The sequence below is a fragment of the Serratia proteamaculans genome (assembly GCF_004684015.1).
In the GTDB taxonomy this organism is placed as follows: domain Bacteria; phylum Pseudomonadota; class Gammaproteobacteria; order Enterobacterales; family Enterobacteriaceae; genus Serratia; species Serratia proteamaculans_F.
Genome location: NZ_SRIA01000009.1, coordinates 55,322 through 74,873, shown reverse-complemented (window position 1 = coordinate 74,873; position 19,552 = coordinate 55,322). Strand labels below are relative to the sequence as shown.

Sequence of the window (19,552 nt, the reverse complement as noted above, 5' to 3'; positions counted from 1 at the left end):
GATTGTGCTGTTTCATCAGCAGAGCACAGTGGCTACTTTTTGGTTATGCTAGCAGCCAGGATCCGTTACCCGAGCAAAGCCATGCCTTCTTTGTTATTAGTTGATGACCACCCGGTGGTTCATGTCGCACTGGAAGCGGCGCTAATCAAATCCTCCCGCCCCTATCGTCTGCAGGCGGTCCAGGATGATGTACAGGCGCTGGCTCAGTTGGCCGCAGCCGACTTTGCACTGGTGATCCTCGATATCGGCCTGCCGCAGGTAGACGGCCTGCAACTGCTGAAAAAAATTCGCCGCCATTACCCACAGCAGTCGATCCTGATTTATACCGCGCAGGAAGAAGAAATTTACGCTCGTATGGCCTATGCGGCCGGTGCCAACGGCTTTGTCCACAAGGGCAGCCGACTGGAATATCTGGTGCTGGCCATTGAAACCGTGCTGGGCGGCGAGCTGAGCTTTCCTGCCGCGGCGATGGCGGAAGACACCCAGCCGACAGAGGGTTCGCTGCTGACGCCAAAAGAATTGCAGGTTCTCGGGTTGCTCAGCAAAGGGTTGTCCAATCTGCAAATTGCCGAGATGCTGAGCATCAGCAACAAAACCGTCAGCACCCACAAGAAAAATATTTTGCGCAAGACTGGCGCCAGTAACCTGCTGGAGCTGGTGGCGGTATTTAAAGAGCTGACGCCATGATGCGTGGACTGCTACTGCTGTTAACCCTGCTGCTGAGCCTTGCTAACGTCGCACAGGCGGCGCAGCCGGTACGTTATCAGTTGGTCAGCAACCTGAATATCCCGCTCGATATGCTGATCGCCAGTGAGAAAAACCCCTGGCGCGATGCCACCTTGCGTGTCGGCATCATCAGTGAAAATACCAGCCCCTATAACATCATTGTGGATGACGATTTGTACGGCTTGAACGCCGACTATCTTGGTTATGTTCAGCAGGTTACCGGCATTCATTTTCAGATTTACGGCTTTGCCGATCTGGCGCAGCTTGAGCAGGCGCTGCATGACGGAACTATCGATCTGGTGTATGGCATTCCGCAAAATGAAGCGCTGCACGGCCTGAAGATTTCGCAGCCTTATTACGTCAGTAATCTGCGAGTACTGCGGGATCGCAGCAACGATCGTCAGGTGATGCTCAACTCCAGCAATGCCCGGGTGGCGATCAGCACCCTGACCGATATGCAGGCCGGTCATGCGTTGCAGGCGGTGTCCTCTCACGTACAGCGTTATGACAACAACCTGCAGGCGGTGTATGCCTTGCTCAACGGCAGCAGCGACTACTTTATTGCCGACGAAGCCAGCGCCAGTTTTATTATTGACCAGTTACAGCTCGGCCAGCTTTATCAGATTGAAAGTACCGTTAACCTCGGGAATCTGTCATTCGTATTTGCCTCCGCCAACCCGACGCTGATCGAGACGCTCAACCTGGCCATCGCCGATACCCCGATGGAGTTTATGAACGCCCTTCAGAGCCGCTGGAGCAAGAAGATCCCCAGCTATCTCGATACCGGCAATGCCGATCTGACCCAGATGGAAAAAAACTGGGTGGCAACCCATCCCACCGTTTATTACGCCGCCATCGAAAATAATTTTCCGTTCGCCTACCGCGGTTCCGGCGGACAGGCGCGCGGATACGCCATCGACATTCTGAATATCGTCGCGCAGAACACCGGCCTACGCTTTATGCCACTTTGGGCACGCAACGCCGAGCAGGCCGACCAACTGGTGCAATCCGGGCAGGCGAGCTTCCGTACCGCCCTGCCGCTGGCGCGCGGCGTCAAGGCACGCTATAGCGCCAGCATGCCGATCCACCGTTCGCTGTGGGGGGTTTACGTCGGTCAGCAGGCCAACGGCATTTCCACCTGGAGCGATTTGGCCGGTAAACGTATCGGCGTGCTGCAGGGCGATCTGGCGCAAGGGCTGGTGCCGGCCAACGAAGAGCTGATCCGTTTTGCCGACAGCAAGGCCATGTATGACGCCCTGGCCAACGGTCAGTTGGATGCGCTGGTGGATAATGTGATCTCGGCAAACTTTGTCGCCCTGTCACGTTATTCCGGCGCAATAAAGCTGGCGTTCGCGGCCAATAACATCGCCTATCCAGTGGCATTCGGTGTGCGGCAAGATCAGCCGCTGCTGTTGGCTATCCTCGATAAAAATCTGATGCAAATTCCGTCTGAAACGCTGCAATCGCTGCGCGATGAATGGATTGTCGATCGCAGCAATCTGATTGATGCCGTAAATGAAAACCGCATGCAGCCGCAAACCACCTGGCTGCTGGCGCTGTTGGCGGCGGCGATCCTGCTGCTGTTGGGGCTGACCCTGCGGCGCTTCATCCTGCAACGTCGGGAAAAGCGTGAGCGTGAGGTCATCGAACAGGCTCGTCAGCATGCCGAAGCCGAGAACCGGATGAAGAGCAAGTTTCTGGCTACCGTCAGCCATGAGCTGCGCACGCCAATGCACGCCATTCTCGGCCTGCTGGAACTGGAGCTCAAACGCCAGCCGACGCCGGAGGGCTTGCCGGTGATTTACAGTTCGGCGTCGTCGTTGCTTAACCTGCTCAATGACCTGCAAGATCACGCGCGGCTGGAAACCGGTTCGTTGACGCTGGTCGCCCGGAGCGTGGCGCTGCAACCCTGGATAGCCCACATCAACGCCCTGTATCAACCGCTGATCGGCGAACGCCCGGTGACGCTAAACGTCAGTGCAGCCGACAACCTGCCCGCCGCTGTTCTCATTGATGGTGAGCGTTTACTTCAGGTAGCTAACAACCTGATAAATAATGCAATTAAGTTCACTTCTCATGGCACTATTGAGGTGAGTATCGGCTGGCATGAACAGGCTCCACCGCAGGGGGAACTGTGGCTGAGGGTGGCCGACAGCGGTTGTGGTATCGCCGCCGATGAGATAGATAAACTGTTCCAGTCGTTCTATCGCGCACGCGGCGCGCAGCGCGTATCGGTTCAGGGGACCGGGTTGGGGCTGTCTATCTGTAAAGAGATTATCGAACAAATGGGCGGTCGAATTGCGTTGCAATCGCAGCCCGGCAGCGGCACTCAGGTGACATTGACCGTGCCGGTAAGCCAGGTCGCCGTCGATCCCACGGCTCAGCAGGCCGACACACCACTCAATTTGCCGCCGCCCACCCTGCGCGTGGCGCTGATCGACGATCACCCTACCAACCTGCTGTTGATGGAGCGGCAACTGCGCCACTTCGGCCTGCAGCCGACATTATTCGAGCAGGGTTATAAGCTGTTGCAGGCCCACCGGCGGCAGCCCTTTGACTTGCTGTTTATCGATTACAATATGCCGCGTCCGGACGGCCTGACGCTGGCGAGACTGATACGTCGCGACGAGCAGCGCCATCAGCGCCCGGCCTGTCAGATCATTCTCTGCTCGGCCGACGTGCAGGAATTTACCCGCATCCCACCGGGGCTGGTGGCGATAGATCGCTTTTTAACCAAGCCAATTGCTCTGGCCGCAATAGCTCAGGCGCTACCGCAGCAACCCCAGGCGATGGAGCGGCAGTTAGTCCTTACTGACCTGCAGCGCACCCTGGTCGATATGGCCGGCAATGAGCGATCGATGATCCTGCGTCTGGCCACAACACTGCAGGCGACGCTGCGGCAAGACCAGCAACGGCTTGAGCAGGCGGCACAGAACCAGGACTGGCCAACCCTGGCGCAAACCGCGCATCGCATCAAGGGCAGCCTGCTGATGTTGCAACGGCCAACCGCAGCCAACCTGTGCCAACAACTGGCGGACGGCGGCCGTGAAGGAATATTCATTCAGGCCACCTATACTGAATTGAGTACGTTAGTAGAACAAATACTGATAGAACTGGATAATCTGGTCAGCACTGACGAGCCGTATTTTGCTATGGATAAGGAAGAATAATGTCGGACGCCCCACACGCACACCTGCCAAAAGACAGTAATAGTAAACGCCTACTGACCGCTTTTTTAGTCACTGCGGTCTTTATGGTCGCCGAAGTGGCCGGCGGGTTAATTTCAGGTTCACTGGCGCTGCTGGCGGATGCCGGCCATATGCTCACCGACGCCGCCGCACTGCTGGTGGCCTTGATGGCAGTTCACTTCTCACAGCGTAAGCCCAACGCCCGCCACACCTTCGGTTATCTGCGTCTGACCACGCTGGCGGCCTTCCTCAACGCTGCGGCGCTGTTGGTGATCGTGGTATTCATCCTGTGGGAGGCGATACGACGTTTCTTCGAGCCACAGCCGGTGATGGGTACGCCAATGCTGATTATCGCCATAGCGGGGCTGCTGGCTAACCTGTTCGCCTTCTGGCTACTGCACCGGGGCAGCGAAGAGAAGAATATCAATGTGCGCGCTGCCGCATTGCATGTGCTGGGGGATTTGCTGGGGTCGGTGGGTGCCATCGCCGCCGCCATTGTGATCCTGACCACTGGCTGGACGCCGATTGACCCGATATTGTCGGTACTGGTGTCCTGTCTGGTGATACGCAGCGCCTGGCGACTGCTGAAAGAGAGCTTCCACGAACTGCTGGAAGGCACGCCGCAGGAAGTGGACATCAACAAGCTGCAAAAAGACCTGTGCCTGAATATTCCGGAAGTGCGCAATATTCATCACGTCCATGTGTGGCAGATTGGTGAACAGAAATTGATGACGCTGCATGCGCAGGTGATACCGCCGCACGACCATGATGGCCTGCTGCGCCGTATTCAGGCCTATTTGCTGGAGCACTATCGGATTGGTCACGTGACCATTCAGATGGAATATCAGCACTGTGATACCCCCGACTGTGGGATTAACCGGGCCCCCGAGCCGAGTGACCACTCACATTCACATGTGGGACATCATCACTAGGATCCACTGGGGCGCCCTATTCGGCGCCCCAGCGTTATTATGGTGCAGAAGATAATGGCCGCGATTGATTGTTGCCGGCGCTTTTGATCCACAGCCAGGAGCCGTTCAGCGCAATCAGCGTCAGGATCACGTATTCCAGCGCCATGGCATAAACGCCCTGGTAGGCAAATATCGCCACGCTGATCACGTCAATCACCACCCACAACAACCAATTTTCCACGTATTTGCGCGTCATCAGGATCATCGCCACGATCGACAACACCATCATAGTCGAATCCCAGAATGGGAAGGCATCCGGCTGCAGCTGCGGCATTTGCACGCTCAGGCCAAGCCCCTGCATTACCGTCACCGCTGCCTGCGTCAACCAGGCAAACACGCGGTCAATGTTGAACGTCATCAAGGCGATGCCGATAACGCACACCGCCGCCCAGCTCAGCGCCTTCGGCAGCGACAACCAGCGAATCTTCAGCTCGGCCTGATTATCCTGAGTCTGACGGCTCCAGGCGTACCAGCCATAGATATTGGCGACAAAAAAGAACAGCTGCAGCAGCAGGCTGGCGTACAGCTGGATTTGGAAAAAAATCACCGCAAACAGCGTGACGTTAATCAGGCCGAACAGGTAATTGATAATTTTCTCTTTGCTGGCATACCAGATGCACAGCAGACCAAACAGGGTGCCGATAGCCTCAATCCATGACAGATCGTAGCCCCCCGCTCCCAGCGGGATATGCACCAGGATATTGCTGGTACTGAAAAAGCTCATTTTATCATCCTTATTAAACGGTTAAGCGTTCCCTTTAACCTGCACCCTTAACTCAGCGGCGAAATCCAACATCCGGTTCAGCGGGATCAGCGCCTTCTGGCGCAGCGCGGCATCGACGTGGATCTCATGCAGTGCACCGCCGTGCTCCAGCCCATCCGCGATCGCCTTCAGGCCATTCATCGCCATCCACGGGCAGTGCGCGCAGCTACGACAAGTGGCACCTTCCCCGGCGGTTGGCGCTTCGAACAGCTCTTTGTCCGGGCAGGCCTGCTGCATCTTATAAAAAATACCGCGATCGGTGGCAACAATCAGCTGCGGATTGGGCAGGGTCTTCGCCGCCTGAATCAATTGGCTGGTTGAGCCTACCGCATCGGCCAGATCTACCACCGCCTGTGGTGACTCCGGATGCACCAGTACCGCCGCGTTCGGGTACAGGGCCTTCATCCGCATCAGGGCCTGGGTTTTAAACTCGTCATGGACGATACAGGCGCCCTGCCAGCACAGCATATCGGCACCGGTTTGCTTTTGCACATAGTTGCCCAAGTGGCGATCCGGCGCCCAGATGATTTTCTCACCCAGGCTGTCGAGATGTTCAATCAGTTCAACGGCGATACTGGAGGTGACCACCCAGTCCGCTCGCGCTTTTACCGCTGCCGAGGTATTAGCGTAGACCACCACGGTCCGGTCTGGGTGGCTGTCGCAAAAGGCATTGAAGTCTTCTTCCGGGCAGCCGAGATCCAGCGAGCACTCCGCGTTCAACGTCGGCATCAGCACCCGTTTTTCCGGGCTGAGGATCTTGGCGGTTTCCCCCATAAAGCGCACCCCGGCAACCAGCAGGGTTGAAGCCGGATGATTGCTGCCAAAGCGCGCCATCTCCAGCGAGTCCGCCACGCAGCCACCGGTTTCTTCCGCCAACGCCTGGATCTCGGGATCGGTATAGTAATGGGCTACCATCACCGCATTACGCTGCTTGAGCAGGATTTTAATCTTCTCGCGGTAAAACGCCTTCTGCGCGTCGTCCAGCGGTACCGGCTTGGGCGGGAACGGGTACACCGCCGCATTAACATCAAACATTTCACTCATCGCTGCAATCTCTGTGCTAGGCTGGGTGTCTGCTGCCCGGGTATCACCCCATCGCAACCCCCTTCGTTTTATATACTAAACAAAATACCTTTATTTGTGCGAAAAGTCCGCTGATATTTTCAGTGCTGGGTCTTTATCGTTTAATGGATTGAATTTTTAATGAAAGTGATGAGATTGTAGAAAGTAAAATGCGTTTTTGAGGGCAAAGCGGATTGAAGGTGTTGTGGAAAACGTACCGGGGATACCGTGCGGGATTGATTCGGCCTTTGGCCTCACCCTGCGGGCAACGCTGCGCGTTGTCGTATCGCTGCGCGATGCTCGAACCTGAACGCAGGATCTCACCCACACGGTTCGGGTAATATTCCAGCTAGGAGTTTTTGAATAAGGAAGAGTATTTCTTTAAGAATGGTGGGCCGTGCGGGATTCGAACCTGCGACCAATTGATTAAAAGTCAACTGCTCTACCAACTGAGCTAACGGCCCACTGAGGGGATACTGCTGAACCGCGTAAGCAGGAGAGGAACTCGCTGCAATAATGGTGGGCCGTGCGGGATTCGAACCTGCGACCAATTGATTAAAAGTCAACTGCTCTACCAACTGAGCTAACGGCCCACTGACGTGGTTTACTGCTGAACAACCAATACAAAACCGAGGCTCGTATTGCGGAAAAACCATTCTGAAATGGTGGGCCGTGCGGGATTCGAACCTGCGACCAATTGATTAAAAGTCAACTGCTCTACCAACTGAGCTAACGGCCCACAGCAGTGGTGGGTGATGACGGGCTCGAACCGCCGACCCCCTCCGTGTAAAGGAGATGCTCTACCAACTGAGCTAATCACCCACTAGTGTGGTTACTGCTACTACTTCAGAAATTGGTGGGTCGTGCGGGATTCGAACCTGCGACCAATTGATTAAAAGTCAACTGCTCTACCAACTGAGCTAACGACCCAATTTCCTTGCTGCTTTAACATCTTGCAAGATGTCTTGGCAACGGCGGCATATATTACTAATTTATCTTGGCAGCGCAACCTAAATTTATAAACAACAGGTTCAACTGCTTGTTCTTCACACGAATGAGCCCAGAAAGCGGCCAAATCGACTAACTTCTGGGCTCATTTTTTTACTGACTAACCTGCTACGCGACTTTTCGCCTGTTTGGCCGCAGCACTGGTTGGGTATTGTTTAATCACCTGCTGGAACACGGCTTTGGCTTTATCGGCCTGCCCTTTTTCCTGCATGATGATACCCACCTTGTACATTGCGTCCGGTGCTTTAGGTGATTTTGCGTAATTCTTCACCACCACCGCATAATAGTAGGCCGCATCATCTTTCTTACCCTTGTTGTAGAACAACTGGCCCAGCCAATAGTTGGCGTTAGGCTGGTAAGTCGATTTTGGGTACTGTTTTACGAAGGACTGAAAAGCGGAAATAGCCTGGTCATACTGTTTTTTTTCCAGCGCCAATGAAACAGCGGCGTTGTAGTCGCTGTTTTCATCACCCGTACTGGCCGGCGCTGCTGCTGTAGCGCCCGCAGAGGCACTGTCAGCGCCGTCGGTGGACGCAGCCGCTGCTGCCCCGCCTGCGGCACCCGCTGCAGCAGCGGAGCTCTGAGCGCCGCCCTGGCTGATGCTATCCATCTGCTGATAGATCTGCTTTTGGCGTTCAACAACCTGATTCAGTTGATATTGGTTTTCCTGGATTTGCCCGCGGAGAGAGTCAATATCGCGCTGGTTGTCAGAGAGTTGTTGCTGGAGTTGGTTTAAAAGCTGGCCCTGAGCATTGCTGATGCGCTCAAGTGAGGTGACACGGTCTTCGACCGAGCCGGAGCCGACATTACTGATTGGCGCTTGGGCAGTAGCGGCCCATGGGACCGCTACGCCAACCAGTAACGACAGACTCAACAAGTGACGTCTGAAGTTACTGTTCATGCGATTCTCTTAGTAAACCAGAACTGCACGACGGTTTTTAGCATAAGCCGCTTCGTCGTGGCCCAGTACTGCTGGTTTTTCTTTACCGTAAGAAACGATAGAGATCTGGTCAGCAGAAACGCCTTTACCTTGCAGGTACATTTTGACTGAGTTAGAACGACGCTCACCCAGGGCAATGTTGTATTCCGGCGTACCGCGTTCGTCCGCGTGGCCTTCTACGGTCACTTTGTAAGACGGGTTGTTACGCAGGAATGCAGCGTGCGCGTCCAGCATCTGAGCGAACTCAGAGCTCACGTCATACTTGTCCAGGCCGAAGTAAACAATGTTGTTCTTCTGCAGTTCTTGCATCTGCAGACGAGCTTGTTCTTCAGAAGACAGGTTGCTGCTGCCATTTTCTGTACCAGTGCCAGCGCCAGCGCCCATACCAGATTGGTCGTTGTTTGCGCTTTTGTTAGAACTACAAGCCGCTACAGCCAGAACTGGCAGTGCCAGCAGAAGCCCTTTCAGCACTTTGTTCAGTTGCATTTCTTTAATCCTTTTATAGTTTGCCATACATATTTACACATGCATCACAGATACGGCGACCAGGCAGGGAATTTGACCTGTCCATCAGTTGCCGGAAGACGCGCTTTAAAACGCCCATCAGTCGATACCAGTTGCAGCACGGAGCCCATACCTTGCGTGGAGCTATAGATCACCATGGTGCCATTTGGCGCAATACTAGGCGTTTCGTCCAGGAAGGTGCCGGTCAAAACTTGAACCGCACCCGATCCGAGATCTTGTTTGGCGATATGCTGAGCACCACCGTTGGTACTCACCATCACCAGGAATTTACCATCAGAGCTGACTTCAGAATCCTGATTCTGAGAGCCTTCCCATGTCAGACGCTGTGACGCACCGCCACTGGCACTGATTTTATAAATCTGTGGTCTGCCGCCCTGATCGGAGGTATAGGCCAGAGACTGCCCATCCGGGAACCAGGTCGGTTCGGTATTGTTGCTGCGCCCGTCGGTGAGTTGAGTGATCTGGCCAGAGCCAAGATTCATCACGTACAGGTTCAGGCTACCGCTTTTAGACAGCGCAAACGCCAGGCGGCTGCCGTCCGGTGAGAACGCCGGCGCACCGTTGTGACGCGGGAACGAAGCGATCTGACGAATAGCACCGTTAGCCAGGGTTTGCACTACCAGCGCAGAACGGCCGCTCTCAAAGGTCACGTACGCCAGTTTGCTGCCGTCCGGCGACCAGGCCGGGGACATCAGAGGTTCTGGTGAACGATGTACCGTAAACTGGTTGTAGCCGTCGTAATCCGCTACGCGCAGCTCATACGGGAATTTCCCGCCGTTGGTCTGCACTACGTAAGCAATACGCGTACGGAATGCGCCCTTGATACCGGTCAGCTTTTCAAACACTTCGTCACTGGCGGTGTGAGCAGAATAACGCAACCATTGTTTGGTCACTTTATACTGGTTCTGCGCCAGAACGGTGCCTGGTGAGCCCGAAGTGTCCACCAGTTGATAAGAGATCAGGTAGCCGCCGTCTGCACCAGGTTGCACCTGACCGACCACGACCGCGTCAATGCCCAATGCAGTCCAGGCCGCCGGCGTCACTTCAGACGCAGTGGTCGGTTGCTGCGGCATACGCGCCACGTCAATTGGGTTGAATTTGCCGCTGTTGCGCAGGTCTGCGCCGACAATCTTGCCAATATCTTCCGGAGGCGTGCCTGGGCCCGCCCATTTAAACGGCACCACGCCAATCGGGCGAGCGGAGTCGACCCCCTGGGTGATTTCAATGCGAACTTCCGCGTGAAGAACGGATGCCCACAGTATTAAAAAACCTAGCGCTACTCGAAATGCCTGCTTCATCTCATCTCCCTTATCCAGGCGGAATGCCTGCGATAAATTAGCAGAATTTTAACAAACCAACTCAAACAAAACTACATAATCCCTGTTGGTTACCTTAGTACATCCCTGCGATATGTCTCAGCTAAAACAACCATTATTGTGGCTTAAACGTAAGGGGAGCATTCTTAAACACCTCATACACTGCCTGACTTGGCGGTTTCGGTATTCTTGCCTGCTTCGCTGCGGCTATTGCCGCCTGGCACAGTGCCGGATCGCCCCCTTCGGGTTTAACATCAATCAACAGGCCGTCCGGTGCCAGTTTGATTCGCAGGTCGCACTTACGCCCTTTATACAAATCTGCATCATAAAACTTGCTTTGAATCGCCGAAGTGATCTGCCCCAGATAACCGTTGATCTCGGCACCACTGGCACCCGCGGTCTTGGCATTGCCCTGACCGGCTGGTTTACCGTCACCCTTCTGCTTGCCTCCGCCTTTCGGCGCGTTTTTGCCGTCCGCCAAGTCGCCAAACAAATCGTTAACGTCCGAAGACTGCTCAGCTGCGGCTGCAGCGGCTTTCTTCTTGGCATCTGCAGCTTTCTTGGCAGCCGCCTTTTCAGCGGCAGCGGCTTTTTTCTCTGCCTCTGCGGCCGCTTTCTTCTCGGCATCCGCAGCGGCTTTTTTCTCCGCCTTCTCAGCTTCTGCGGCAGCCTTCTTCTCGGCGTCGGCAGCGGCTTTTTTCTCTGCAGCTTCAGCTGCAGCGGCTTTCTTCGCTTCTTCCGCCTGTTTCTTGGCGGTAGCCGCGGCGGCAGCTTCTTTCTTGGCTTCAGACTCGGCTTTCTTCTGCGCGTCTGCCTGTGCTTTAGCGACTTTATCCGCTTCGGCCTTGGCCTTGGCGGCAGCCGCTTCCGCTACTTTCTGTTGTTCTTTGGCTTTCGCCACGGCGTTCTCGGCCACTTTTTGCTGTTCAGCTGCCTGCTTTTGTTGCTCCGCCGCTTGCTTTTGCTGCTCTGCGGCCTGCTTTTGCTGTTCAGCCTGTTCTTTCGCGTCCTGCGCCGCTTTTTCCTGCGCGGTCAAACGTTCTTTTTCCAGCTCTTTCAGGCGCTGTTGTTCCGCCGCCTGCTTCTGCTGAAGTTCTTCGGCCTGTTGCTCCGCTTTTTTCTGGCGCTGCTTTTCAGCACGCTGCGCGTCGTTACTCTGCTGTTGCTGGCGGTTGTACTGCTCCACCACTGCTCCAGGATCGACCATCACTGCACCAACGACCGAACCCTCGCCGCCACCGCCGGCACTCATTTCGACGTTTTCTTGCAGCGAGCCCCAAATCAGCAGGGCAATCAATACAAAGTGCAGAACGACCGAAACAATAACGGCGCGGTTCAGCTTATCGTTTTGCTCAGTTGCCTTTACCAAAATAGATTCCCAAAAACTGGTGTTGCTTATACGGGGTTCCTGCACCGCAGCACAGGAACCGGGTTGCCACTGACCTTAGGGTCAAATTGGCTGGGTCATCAGCCCCACGGAAGCGACGCCCGCCTGATGGAGAATATTCAATGCCTTGATAATCTCATCATACGGAACTTCCTTCGCCCCACCGATCAAAAAGACCGTCTTGGGGTTGGCCGCCAAACGCGACTTGGCTTCGGCTGCAACCTGTTCCGGCGGCAACAGTTCCATGCGATCGTGATCCACCACCATGGTGTATTGGCCCACGCCGGAAACCTCGAGGATCACCGGCGGGTTATCACTGCTGGACACCGCTTTGGAATCGGTGGCGTCCGGCAGATCAACCTCAACGCTCTGGGTGATGATCGGCGCGGTTGCCATAAAGATCAGCAACAGCACCAGCAACACGTCAAGCAATGGAACTATGTTAATTTCGGACTTCAGCTCGCGCCGATTACGTCCACGAACTCTCGCCATGCTACCTCCTACTTATTTGCTGTCGCTGGAGAAGGCCTGACGATGCAGAATAGCGGTGAACTCTTCCATAAAGTTGTCGTAATTCTGCTCAAGCTTGTTGACGCGCTGGTTGAGGCGGTTATAGGCCATAACGGCCGGGATAGCGGCGAACAGACCGATGGCGGTTGCGATCAGTGCTTCGGCAATACCCGGTGCTACCATTTGCAGCGTGGCCTGTTTCACCGCACCCAGTGCGATAAAGGCGTGCATAATCCCCCACACGGTGCCGAACAGGCCGATATACGGACTGATCGAACCCACGGTGCCGAGGAAAGGAATGTGGTTTTCCAGCGTTTCCAGCTCGCGGTTCATCGAGATACGCATGGCGCGTGACGCACCTTCGATCACCGATTCCGGCGCATGGTTATTAGCGCGGTGTAAACGAGCGAACTCTTTGAAACCAGAGTGGAAAATTTGCTCTGAGCCGGTCAGGCTATCGCGACGTGCCTGGCTTTCCTGATACAAACGGGAAAGCTCAATACCGGACCAGAATTTGTCTTCAAAGGCTTCGGCGTCACGCGTGGCCGCATTAAGGATGCGGGTACGCTGGATGATGATCGCCCAGGAGGCCACTGAGAAGCATATCAAAATCAACATGATAAGCTTAACCAGCAGGCTGGCCTTCAAGAATAAATCTAGGATGTTCATGTCATTCACTGCTTAAACTCCGCGACAATAGACTTAGGAAGCGCTATCGGCTTCATTTGGTGTGGATCAATACATGCAATCAACACGTCGGCCTGACTCAAAAGAGTTCCGTCAGAATTGACAATGCGTTGAGCAAACGTAAGAGAAGCCCCGCGCATTGAGGTGATTTCACTCTGGACTTCCAGCTGGTCGTCAAGACGAGCAGGAAGCAGATAATCAACCGTCATGCGCCGGACAGCGAAGGCGACATTTTCACTGAGCAGCTGCTGTTGATGAAAGTTATGATGACGCAGCATCTCGGTGCGCGCTCTTTCAAAAAAAGCCACATAGCGGGCGTGATAGACCACACCACTGGCATCGGTATCTTCGTAGTAAACGCGAACCGGCCATCGAAACAACGTATTACTCACTCTACTTCCCAGCAATGCAATTTAACGGTGCTACTATACGCAAGACGGATCGGGTTGGGAATGGGTTACAAGATGGGAACGAAAATAATTATGGGCCGCGATGGCCCATAACTTGGGGGTATAGCGGAGATTATAAAGAAACGTAAAGTAATCCTGCGGCCAGGATCACAATTGCCGGAAGTGGCGCAAAAAAAGCTCGCCACAGGGTACGTTGCGGTCGGAACCCGACGCCATGAACCACCCCGGCACAGACTGCCCAAATAAGCAGCAGCCCTTCCCAAATCTCCAGCGAGCTGGTCTTCGCCGCAAAGCGGGTCGGATCCCAGAAAATGCAGCCCGCCAAAATCAACGCCAGCACCAGTGAAAGGGCCCGAACCGGGCCCTTGTCGGTGATAGCGTACAGCTTGTCAGTCAGTGACAAACTCATCACTTATCGTCTTGCTGTACTTTTGAATCTTCGTGGTGCTCAAGCGCCAGCGCCGTGATGATGCCGAAGGCACAGGCAAGAAGCGTTCCGAGAATCCAGGCAAAATACCACATGGTTTAGCTCCCTATCCTTAATACAGCGAATGCTTGTTGTTCTCGATGAAGTTCTTATCGAGACGGCCGAACATTTTGTAGTACGACCAACTGGTGTACGCCAGAACGATAGGCACAAAGATCGCCGCGACAACGGTCATCACTTCCAACGTCAACAGACTGGAGGTGGCATCCCACATGGTCAGGCTGATGTTAGGCACAGTGCTTGACGGCATCACGAACGGGAACATGGTCACCCCGGCAGTCAGGATCACACAGGCAATGGTCAGCGACGAGGTCACAAAGGCCAGCGCGTCTTTCGACATGCGCGAGAACAACACGGTGAACAGCGGCAGTATCACGCCCAGTGCAGGCAGTGCCCACAGCGACGGATACTTGTTGAAGTTGATCAACCAGGCACCGGCCTGATGAGCCACTTCTTTGCGCATCGGGTTAGACTCCGCCATGGTGTTCAGCGTCGAGGTAATCACATAACCGTCGATGCCTTTCACCAACCAGATACCGCCCAACAGGAAGAACACCGCCATCACCAGTGTGGAGATCTGCGCCGCAGCGCGAGCACGCAGGTGAATCTCACCGCTGGTACGCATCTGCAGGTAAGTTGCCCCCTGAGTCACCAGCATGGTCAAGCTGACTACGCCCGCCAACAGACCAAACGGATTGAGCAGTTGGAAGAAGTTGCCGGTGTAGAACAGGCGCATGTATTCATCCATGTGGAACGGCACGCCCTGCAACAGGTTGCCGAACGCCACGCCGAACACTACCGCAGGCACGAAGCTACCGATAAAGATGCCCCAGTCCCACATGTTGCGCCAGCGGCTGCTTTCCAGCTTCGAGCGGTAGTCAAAACCGACCGGGCGGAAGAACAAGGCTGCCAGCACCAGGATCATGGCCACATAGAAACCGGAGAACGCCGCCGCATAGACCATTGGCCAGGCAGCGAACAGTGCGCCACCGGCAGTGATCAGCCACACCTGGTTACCGTCCCAGTGTGGTGCGATGGAGTTGATCATCACCCGGCGCTCGGTATCGGTTTTACCGATAATGCGCACCAGGATGCCGACCCCCATGTCGAAGCCGTCGGTGACGGCGAAACCGATCAGCAGTACGCCAATCAGGACCCACCAGATAAATCGCAGTACTTCATAATCAAACATACGTGGACTCCTGTTTAGCGCGCTTCCTGCACGGCGGCAGTCGGTTGTTCAAAGTGGTAGCGGCCAGTTTTCAGGCTGCTTGGACCCAGACGTGCAAATTTGAACATCAGGTACATTTCAGCCACCAGGAACAGGGTGTACAAGCCGCAAATCAGCCCCATCGAGAACAGAATGTCGCCCGCAGTCAGTGAAGAGTTGGCGACCGCCGTCGGCAGCACCTCACCAATCGCCCAAGGCTGACGACCGTACTCAGCCACAAACCAGCCGGCTTCGATCGCGATCCAAGGCAACGGCAGGCCATACAGCGCCGCACGGTGCAGCCATTTTCTCTGGCCAACACGGTTGCGGATCACGCTCCAGAACGACAGACCGATGATCAACAACATCAGCACGCCACAGGCCACCATGATACGGAAGGCGAAGTACAGCGGTGCTACACGTGGAATCGAGTCTTTGGTTGCCTGCTGGATCTGCGTTTCCGTGGCGTCGGTGACGTTCTGGGTATAACGCTTGAGCAGTAAGCCGTAGCCCAGGTCTTGCTTGGCTTTATTGAACTCGGTACGTACTGCCGGGTCGGCATTGCCGCTGCGCAGCTCTTCCAGCAGCCCATAGGCTTTCATCCCGTTACGAATACGGACTTCATGCTGCGCCATCAGATCTTTCAGGCCGGTGACCTGAGTATCTGTTGAACGGGTAGCGATCAGGCCAAGCGCGTAAGGGATTTGGATCGAGTAGGAGTTTTCCATTTTATCCTGATTCGGAATACCGAACAGGGTAAAGGAAGCCGGTGCCGGTTGCGTGTCCCACTCGGCTTCGATGGCGGCCAGTTTGGTTTTCTGCACGTCGCCCATTTCGTAGCCGGATTCATCACCCAGAACGATAACGGACAGTACGGCAGCCATACCGAAGCTGGCGGCAATAGCGAAGGAGCGTTTGGCAAAGGCGAGATCACGGCCTTTCAACAGGTAGTAAGAGCTGATACCCAGAACGAACATCGCGCCACAGGTGTAGCCGGCGGCCACGGTATGAACGAACTTCACCTGCGCAACCGGGTTGAGCACCAGTTCGGAGAAGCTGAGCATCTCCATACGCATGGTTTCGAAGTTGAAGTCCGAGGCAATCGGGTTTTGCATCCAACCGTTGGCGACCAGGATCCACAGCGCAGAGAAGTTTGAGCCCAGTGCCACCAGCCAGGTAACGGCCATGTGCTGCACCTTGCCCAGACGATCCCAGCCGAAGAAGAACAGGCCGACCAGCGTCGATTCAAGGAAGAACGCCATCAGACCTTCGATGGCCAGCGGGGCCCCGAAAATATCACCGACGTAATGGGAGAAATATGACCAGTTAGTCCCGAACTGGAACTCCATGGTCAAACCGGTGGCCACACCCAGAGCAAAGTTAATTGCAAATAACTTGCCCCAGAATTTGGTCATATCTTTATAGATTTGCTTGCCTGACAGTACATATACCGTTTCCATAATTGCCAGCAAGAACGCCATACCCAGCGTTAATGGGACAAATAAGAAGTGGTACATCGCCGTTAAAGCAAACTGTAAGCGCGACAGTTCGACAATATCAAACATCTTGACTCCTTGCTCCTCGCAGGAAGACTCCGACATGCGGTTATCGATATGACTTCGGGTGAAGCTACCGGTAACGCCCCGCAGTGAATGCCCTTAAACACAACAAAAATTTGATCCAGCTTCTCCGCTTTCAACCATGCATTCGACGCGGGCCGTGCTGGCCTGTGCACAAAACACACCACTGAAAACCGACAACGGGTAACAAATGCAACAAGATCAACCATCCATATTCAGCATGGATGATACTCGCCCAATCCCACACAATAAATAGGTTTTTACGTGATGTGGGTTAGACTTTGGGTTACAGGTCAAATTTTCCCCCAAAGTGGTATTCAGGCGTAATTTGATCTGAAACAATTTAAGCCTATCCGGATTTTATTTCCAGATTCAGCTCACAATTTCTCATAATTATCTTGTGGTTATGTTACGCAATGGTTTCGTAGTCTCTCTAGGTGATTTTTGTGTTAAATAGATGTGATATTTAATGGTTGTTTGTATTTAAATCGAAGTTAGCCTGTGACTAATGTTAGCTTTTATTAACCTGACTACAGGACAAGCTTAGCTTATTTTTTTGGGCTAATAATTGTTAGGGATAAAAAAGAATATTTATGGGGGAAGGCGGCGACCCTATACGTCTGCTACGTATTATTGATGCACCGCCCAAGGGATTAACCGGCAGCCGTGACGTCCGCCACCCGCAGGGTGTAAATCATAGTGGCACCCGGCGGCACTTTTGGCGCGTAACCTTTGTCGCCATAGGCCATCTCCGGTGGTACCACCAGCATGATGGTACCGTGGTTTTTCAGCAGACCGATGGCCTCACGGAACAACGGTGGGTACGCCGCCAGCGGTTGTGACAACCGCGCGCCGCTGGCTTCCATATCCTGGATCACCGTGCCGTCGGTCAGCGTCTCTTTCACCACCACCGTCACTACCGCATCCGGCGCGATCTCACCACTGCCTGCGGCCTCAATGCGGTACCAAAAACCGGATTCGGCCTGAACCGCACCTTTTTGCTTCTGGAATGCCGCCATAAACTGCTGCCCGTGCTGCGCCTGGGTTTTAACCGTGCGCTGCCGCGCCTGATTAACCTGCTGTTCCGAGGTCTGTAACGCCTGTTCCAGCGCCGGCTGCGGTAACCGGTAGTCACCACTGAAGGCGTCCACCACCCCGGCCAGCACCTGGTTTTTGTCGGTCGTGACGCCCCAGTTCTGGCGCTCCGCCTGCAACAGTAGAATGTCTTTCCCCAGCGCCACCCCGGCGGCATAGGATTGGTTGGCCTGCGGGCTGTTTAGTTCCAGCGGCTGCGCCAATGGCCCGGCACGTTCCAGCAAGGCATCGTACTTTTGTTGCCACTGTTGTTGTTGCTGCGTCAGGCGGTGCTGGAGCTGTTGTTCCGTTGGCGTGCCCTGCCAGGCCCGGCTTAACCCCTGCGCCAGTTGCAGCAGCGGGGTCAAGTCCGGCGGGGCCACACTGGCCTTTTTCAGTTCGGCCTGCAAGGCGGCAATTTGTTGGCGTAATTGGCCCAGTTGTTGCGCCTGCTGCTGCGACTGGGTCTCTTTTTCCTGCAGGCGCTGTTGTTGCTGTTTAAGGCTGAGCGCCTGTGCCTGCCGGGCTTGCTCTTCATCCGCCTTTTTCTTTTTTTCGCGCTCGCGCTGCTGCGGGTTAACCGGCGGCGGTGCGGCCTGATAACGTTCGGCAAACTGCAACAATGCCGGAATACCCCCGCTCTGAGCCGCGGCTTCCTGCGCCTGAGCACAGGGCAGACTGCCACACAGCAAGGCCAGCAGTACCGCCGCGCTTAGTGGGTGGTACCGCTTCATTTACCCTGCTCCCCGGTTTCCATTAACCCGCTCAATACATCCTGAGAAATCTCCGCACACAGGCGGCCAACCTTATAGCGATACAGCGAATCCAGCGTATCCTGCGTCTCGTTATTGACCGAGGTGCGAATACCGCCGTATTGCGCCGCCCCGGCCATGAGCCGGTCAAACTCCGCCTTGCGCTGTTGGTAGCGCGCCGGGCTGGCCACCTGCAGCGCCGCCAGCTCACGCTGGCACTGGCCCAGACGTTCGGCCTCACCGGTGTTTTGCGCGGCCACGGGGGTCTGCACGGTGCTTTTCACCGCTATTGGGGTCAGCGGCTTGTGGCCGGGTTTGCCCTGCGGCACCGCACAGCCGCTTAACAGCGCCCCGAGCGCCAGGATTTTCCCCGCCCGTACCCCTTGTTTGATCGCGCTGTTCCACATCCCATTCATTACTTGATTCCTCCATTTAACAACCAATGCAACAACTGTGTGTTGCGCGTTATATTTAATTTTTTCATCGCGTTGCGCTTGTGGGCGCTCACGGTTTTGGCATGCAACTGCAACTGACGGGCGATCGCCACCGAGCTTAAGCCCCGGCCAATCAAGCGCAAAACGCGGTATTCCTGCGGGCTGAGCCGATGCGTGCCCGCCACCGGGCAACGCCAGGTCAGGGTGCGCCGCTGTAGCAGCGCGTCCACCCGCGCCAGCAGTGACGCCACCGTTTCGTAGGGATCCAGCCACAGCAGGGTGCGGCTATCGGCTGGGCTAATCGGCCCGCTGTTATGCAGCGCCGGGCGCTGCCCCACGGGCGCGGTCATGCCGGGCGCCAGCAGCACCAGATGAGGGGTAAAAGGATTTTTCGCGGCCTCGGCCGCTGTTTGCAGGCGGATGCCCTGCGCTGCCAGATGTTCGCTTAGCGCCAGCCGCACCCCGGCGGCATAAAAACCGTCAGGGCAGTTGAGGGTCAGGATCAATCGTTCCATGATTGTT

19 protein-coding genes, 5 tRNA genes and 1 other RNA gene are annotated in these 19,552 nt (G+C 55.3%); 3 read left to right on the top strand and 22 right to left on the bottom strand.

The genetic code is table 11. The features are described 5' to 3' along the window. Window positions 1–81 precede the first annotated feature (81 nt). The 3 genes from E5C26_RS06610 to zitB are packed head-to-tail and all read left to right on the top strand — an operon-like array spanning window position 82 to window position 4,846. A complete protein-coding gene (locus tag E5C26_RS06610) occupies window positions 82–687 on the top strand; it encodes a response regulator (RefSeq protein WP_135315573.1) in 606 nt (201 codons plus the stop codon). Continuing rightward, window positions 684–3,896 carry an ATP-binding protein gene (locus tag E5C26_RS06605; protein WP_135315572.1) on the top strand — a complete coding sequence of 1,071 codons (3,213 nt, stop codon included), beginning with the start codon at window positions 684–686 and terminating at the stop codon, window positions 3,894–3,896. The genes E5C26_RS06610 and E5C26_RS06605 overlap by 4 nt, the downstream gene beginning before the upstream one ends. After that, window positions 3,896–4,846, top strand: coding sequence for a CDF family zinc transporter ZitB (gene zitB, locus E5C26_RS06600; protein ID WP_135315571.1), 951 nt, complete (start codon window positions 3,896–3,898; stop codon window positions 4,844–4,846). The genes E5C26_RS06605 and zitB overlap by 1 nt, the downstream gene beginning before the upstream one ends. 37 nt (window positions 4,847–4,883) lie before the next feature. On the opposite strand, the gene pnuC is transcribed toward zitB, so the two are convergent. The 22 genes from pnuC to E5C26_RS06490 all read right to left on the bottom strand — a co-directional run bounded on the left by pnuC (window position 4,884) and on the right by E5C26_RS06490 (window position 19,545). After that, on the bottom strand, window positions 4,884–5,609 hold the full coding sequence (gene pnuC, locus E5C26_RS06595; protein WP_135315570.1) for a nicotinamide riboside transporter PnuC: 726 nt from the start codon (window positions 5,607–5,609) through the stop codon (window positions 4,884–4,886). 21 nt (window positions 5,610–5,630) lie between these two features. After that, on the bottom strand, window positions 5,631–6,692 hold the full coding sequence (gene nadA, locus E5C26_RS06590; RefSeq protein ID WP_135315569.1) for a quinolinate synthase NadA: 1,062 nt from the start codon (window positions 6,690–6,692) through the stop codon (window positions 5,631–5,633). A gap of 237 nt (window positions 6,693–6,929) precedes the next feature. Next, window positions 6,930–7,054, bottom strand: a non-coding RNA gene (locus E5C26_RS06585) — RtT sRNA. Window positions 7,055–7,098: 44 nt separating this feature from the next. Further along, window positions 7,099–7,174, bottom strand: a tRNA-Lys gene (locus E5C26_RS06580). A 53-nt stretch (window positions 7,175–7,227) separates the two neighbouring features. Further along, window positions 7,228–7,303 (bottom strand) — tRNA-Lys (locus E5C26_RS06575). A 70-nt stretch (window positions 7,304–7,373) separates the two neighbouring features. Further along, window positions 7,374–7,449, bottom strand: a tRNA-Lys gene (locus tag E5C26_RS06570). Window positions 7,450–7,456: 7 nt separating this feature from the next. Then, window positions 7,457–7,532 (bottom strand) — tRNA-Val (locus E5C26_RS06565). A 32-nt stretch (window positions 7,533–7,564) separates the two neighbouring features. Next, a tRNA-Lys gene (locus E5C26_RS06560) sits at window positions 7,565–7,640 on the bottom strand. 178 nt (window positions 7,641–7,818) lie between these two features. Beyond that, a complete protein-coding gene (gene cpoB / locus E5C26_RS06555; protein ID WP_135315568.1) occupies window positions 7,819–8,619 on the bottom strand; it encodes a cell division protein CpoB in 801 nt (266 codons plus the stop codon). 9 nt (window positions 8,620–8,628) lie between these two features. Continuing rightward, the gene (gene pal / locus E5C26_RS06550; protein WP_012005714.1) at window positions 8,629–9,144 is read right to left on the bottom strand and encodes a peptidoglycan-associated lipoprotein Pal; all 516 of its coding nucleotides are present in this window, start codon (window positions 9,142–9,144) and stop codon (window positions 8,629–8,631) included. Window positions 9,145–9,188: 44 nt separating this feature from the next. Continuing rightward, window positions 9,189–10,481, bottom strand: coding sequence for a Tol-Pal system beta propeller repeat protein TolB (tolB, locus tag E5C26_RS06545; RefSeq protein WP_135315567.1), 1,293 nt, complete (start codon window positions 10,479–10,481; stop codon window positions 9,189–9,191). 133 nt (window positions 10,482–10,614) lie between these two features. After that, on the bottom strand, window positions 10,615–11,868 hold the full coding sequence (gene tolA / locus E5C26_RS06540; protein ID WP_135315566.1) for a cell envelope integrity protein TolA: 1,254 nt from the start codon (window positions 11,866–11,868) through the stop codon (window positions 10,615–10,617). Between the two features lie 81 nt (window positions 11,869–11,949). Further along, entirely contained in the window at window positions 11,950–12,378 is a 429-nt protein-coding gene (gene tolR / locus E5C26_RS06535) for a colicin uptake protein TolR (RefSeq protein WP_135315565.1), read from the bottom strand. 12 nt (window positions 12,379–12,390) lie between these two features. Then, window positions 12,391–13,074 carry a Tol-Pal system protein TolQ gene (gene tolQ, locus E5C26_RS06530; RefSeq protein ID WP_135315564.1) on the bottom strand — a complete coding sequence of 228 codons (684 nt, stop codon included), beginning with the start codon at window positions 13,072–13,074 and terminating at the stop codon, window positions 12,391–12,393. Beyond that, on the bottom strand, window positions 13,071–13,475 hold the full coding sequence (gene ybgC / locus E5C26_RS06525) for a tol-pal system-associated acyl-CoA thioesterase (RefSeq protein WP_012005710.1): 405 nt from the start codon (window positions 13,473–13,475) through the stop codon (window positions 13,071–13,073). The genes tolQ and ybgC overlap by 4 nt, the downstream gene beginning before the upstream one ends. A 130-nt stretch (window positions 13,476–13,605) precedes the next feature. Further along, a complete protein-coding gene (ybgE, locus tag E5C26_RS06520; RefSeq protein WP_012005709.1) occupies window positions 13,606–13,902 on the bottom strand; it encodes a cyd operon protein YbgE in 297 nt (98 codons plus the stop codon). Beyond that, the gene (cydX, locus tag E5C26_RS06515; RefSeq protein WP_135315563.1) at window positions 13,902–14,015 is read right to left on the bottom strand and encodes a cytochrome bd-I oxidase subunit CydX; all 114 of its coding nucleotides are present in this window, start codon (window positions 14,013–14,015) and stop codon (window positions 13,902–13,904) included. The genes ybgE and cydX overlap by 1 nt, the downstream gene beginning before the upstream one ends. Window positions 14,016–14,032: 17 nt before the next feature. Then, the gene (cydB, locus tag E5C26_RS06510) at window positions 14,033–15,172 is read right to left on the bottom strand and encodes a cytochrome d ubiquinol oxidase subunit II (protein WP_135315562.1); all 1,140 of its coding nucleotides are present in this window, start codon (window positions 15,170–15,172) and stop codon (window positions 14,033–14,035) included. A gap of 14 nt (window positions 15,173–15,186) precedes the next feature. Beyond that, complete coding sequence (gene cydA, locus E5C26_RS06505) at window positions 15,187–16,755, bottom strand: cytochrome ubiquinol oxidase subunit I (protein WP_135315561.1); 1,569 nt, start codon at window positions 16,753–16,755, stop codon at window positions 15,187–15,189. A 668-nt stretch (window positions 16,756–17,423) separates the two neighbouring features. Continuing rightward, window positions 17,424–18,578: an FKBP-type peptidyl-prolyl cis-trans isomerase N-terminal domain-containing protein gene (locus E5C26_RS06500; RefSeq protein WP_135315560.1), complete on the bottom strand. Its 1,155-nt coding sequence runs from the start codon at window positions 18,576–18,578 to the stop codon at window positions 17,424–17,426. Next, a complete protein-coding gene (locus E5C26_RS06495; RefSeq protein ID WP_135315559.1) occupies window positions 18,575–19,012 on the bottom strand; it encodes a hypothetical protein in 438 nt (145 codons plus the stop codon). The genes E5C26_RS06500 and E5C26_RS06495 overlap by 4 nt, the downstream gene beginning before the upstream one ends. Next, complete coding sequence (locus E5C26_RS06490; protein ID WP_135315558.1) at window positions 19,012–19,545, bottom strand: helix-turn-helix transcriptional regulator; 534 nt, start codon at window positions 19,543–19,545, stop codon at window positions 19,012–19,014. Before E5C26_RS06490 ends, E5C26_RS06495 begins: the two co-directional genes overlap by 1 nt. Window positions 19,546–19,552: the final 7 nt, after the last annotated feature.

Coding starts and splice junctions, on each gene's coding strand:
- tolR (WP_135315565.1), bottom strand. CDS start 12,378: ATGGCGAGAGTTCGTGGACGTAATCGGCGCGAGCTGAAGTCCGAAATT.
- E5C26_RS06495 (WP_135315559.1), bottom strand. CDS start 19,012: ATGAATGGGATGTGGAACAGCGCGATCAAACAAGGGGTACGGGCGGGG.
- zitB (WP_135315571.1), top strand. CDS start 3,896: ATGTCGGACGCCCCACACGCACACCTGCCAAAAGACAGTAATAGTAAA.
- E5C26_RS06490 (WP_135315558.1), bottom strand. CDS start 19,545: ATGGAACGATTGATCCTGACCCTCAACTGCCCTGACGGTTTTTATGCC.
- cydX (WP_135315563.1), bottom strand. CDS start 14,015: ATGTGGTATTTTGCCTGGATTCTCGGAACGCTTCTTGCCTGTGCCTTC.
- cydB (WP_135315562.1), bottom strand. CDS start 15,172: ATGTTTGATTATGAAGTACTGCGATTTATCTGGTGGGTCCTGATTGGC.
- tolB (WP_135315567.1), bottom strand. CDS start 10,481: ATGAAGCAGGCATTTCGAGTAGCGCTAGGTTTTTTAATACTGTGGGCA.
- cydA (WP_135315561.1), bottom strand. CDS start 16,755: ATGTTTGATATTGTCGAACTGTCGCGCTTACAGTTTGCTTTAACGGCG.
- cpoB (WP_135315568.1), bottom strand. CDS start 8,619: ATGAACAGTAACTTCAGACGTCACTTGTTGAGTCTGTCGTTACTGGTT.
- pal (WP_012005714.1), bottom strand. CDS start 9,144: ATGCAACTGAACAAAGTGCTGAAAGGGCTTCTGCTGGCACTGCCAGTT.
- pnuC (WP_135315570.1), bottom strand. CDS start 5,609: ATGAGCTTTTTCAGTACCAGCAATATCCTGGTGCATATCCCGCTGGGA.
- E5C26_RS06605 (WP_135315572.1), top strand. CDS start 684: ATGATGCGTGGACTGCTACTGCTGTTAACCCTGCTGCTGAGCCTTGCT.
- ybgE (WP_012005709.1), bottom strand. CDS start 13,902: ATGAGTTTGTCACTGACTGACAAGCTGTACGCTATCACCGACAAGGGC.
- E5C26_RS06500 (WP_135315560.1), bottom strand. CDS start 18,578: ATGAAGCGGTACCACCCACTAAGCGCGGCGGTACTGCTGGCCTTGCTG.
- nadA (WP_135315569.1), bottom strand. CDS start 6,692: ATGAGTGAAATGTTTGATGTTAATGCGGCGGTGTACCCGTTCCCGCCC.
- E5C26_RS06610 (WP_135315573.1), top strand. CDS start 82: ATGCCTTCTTTGTTATTAGTTGATGACCACCCGGTGGTTCATGTCGCA.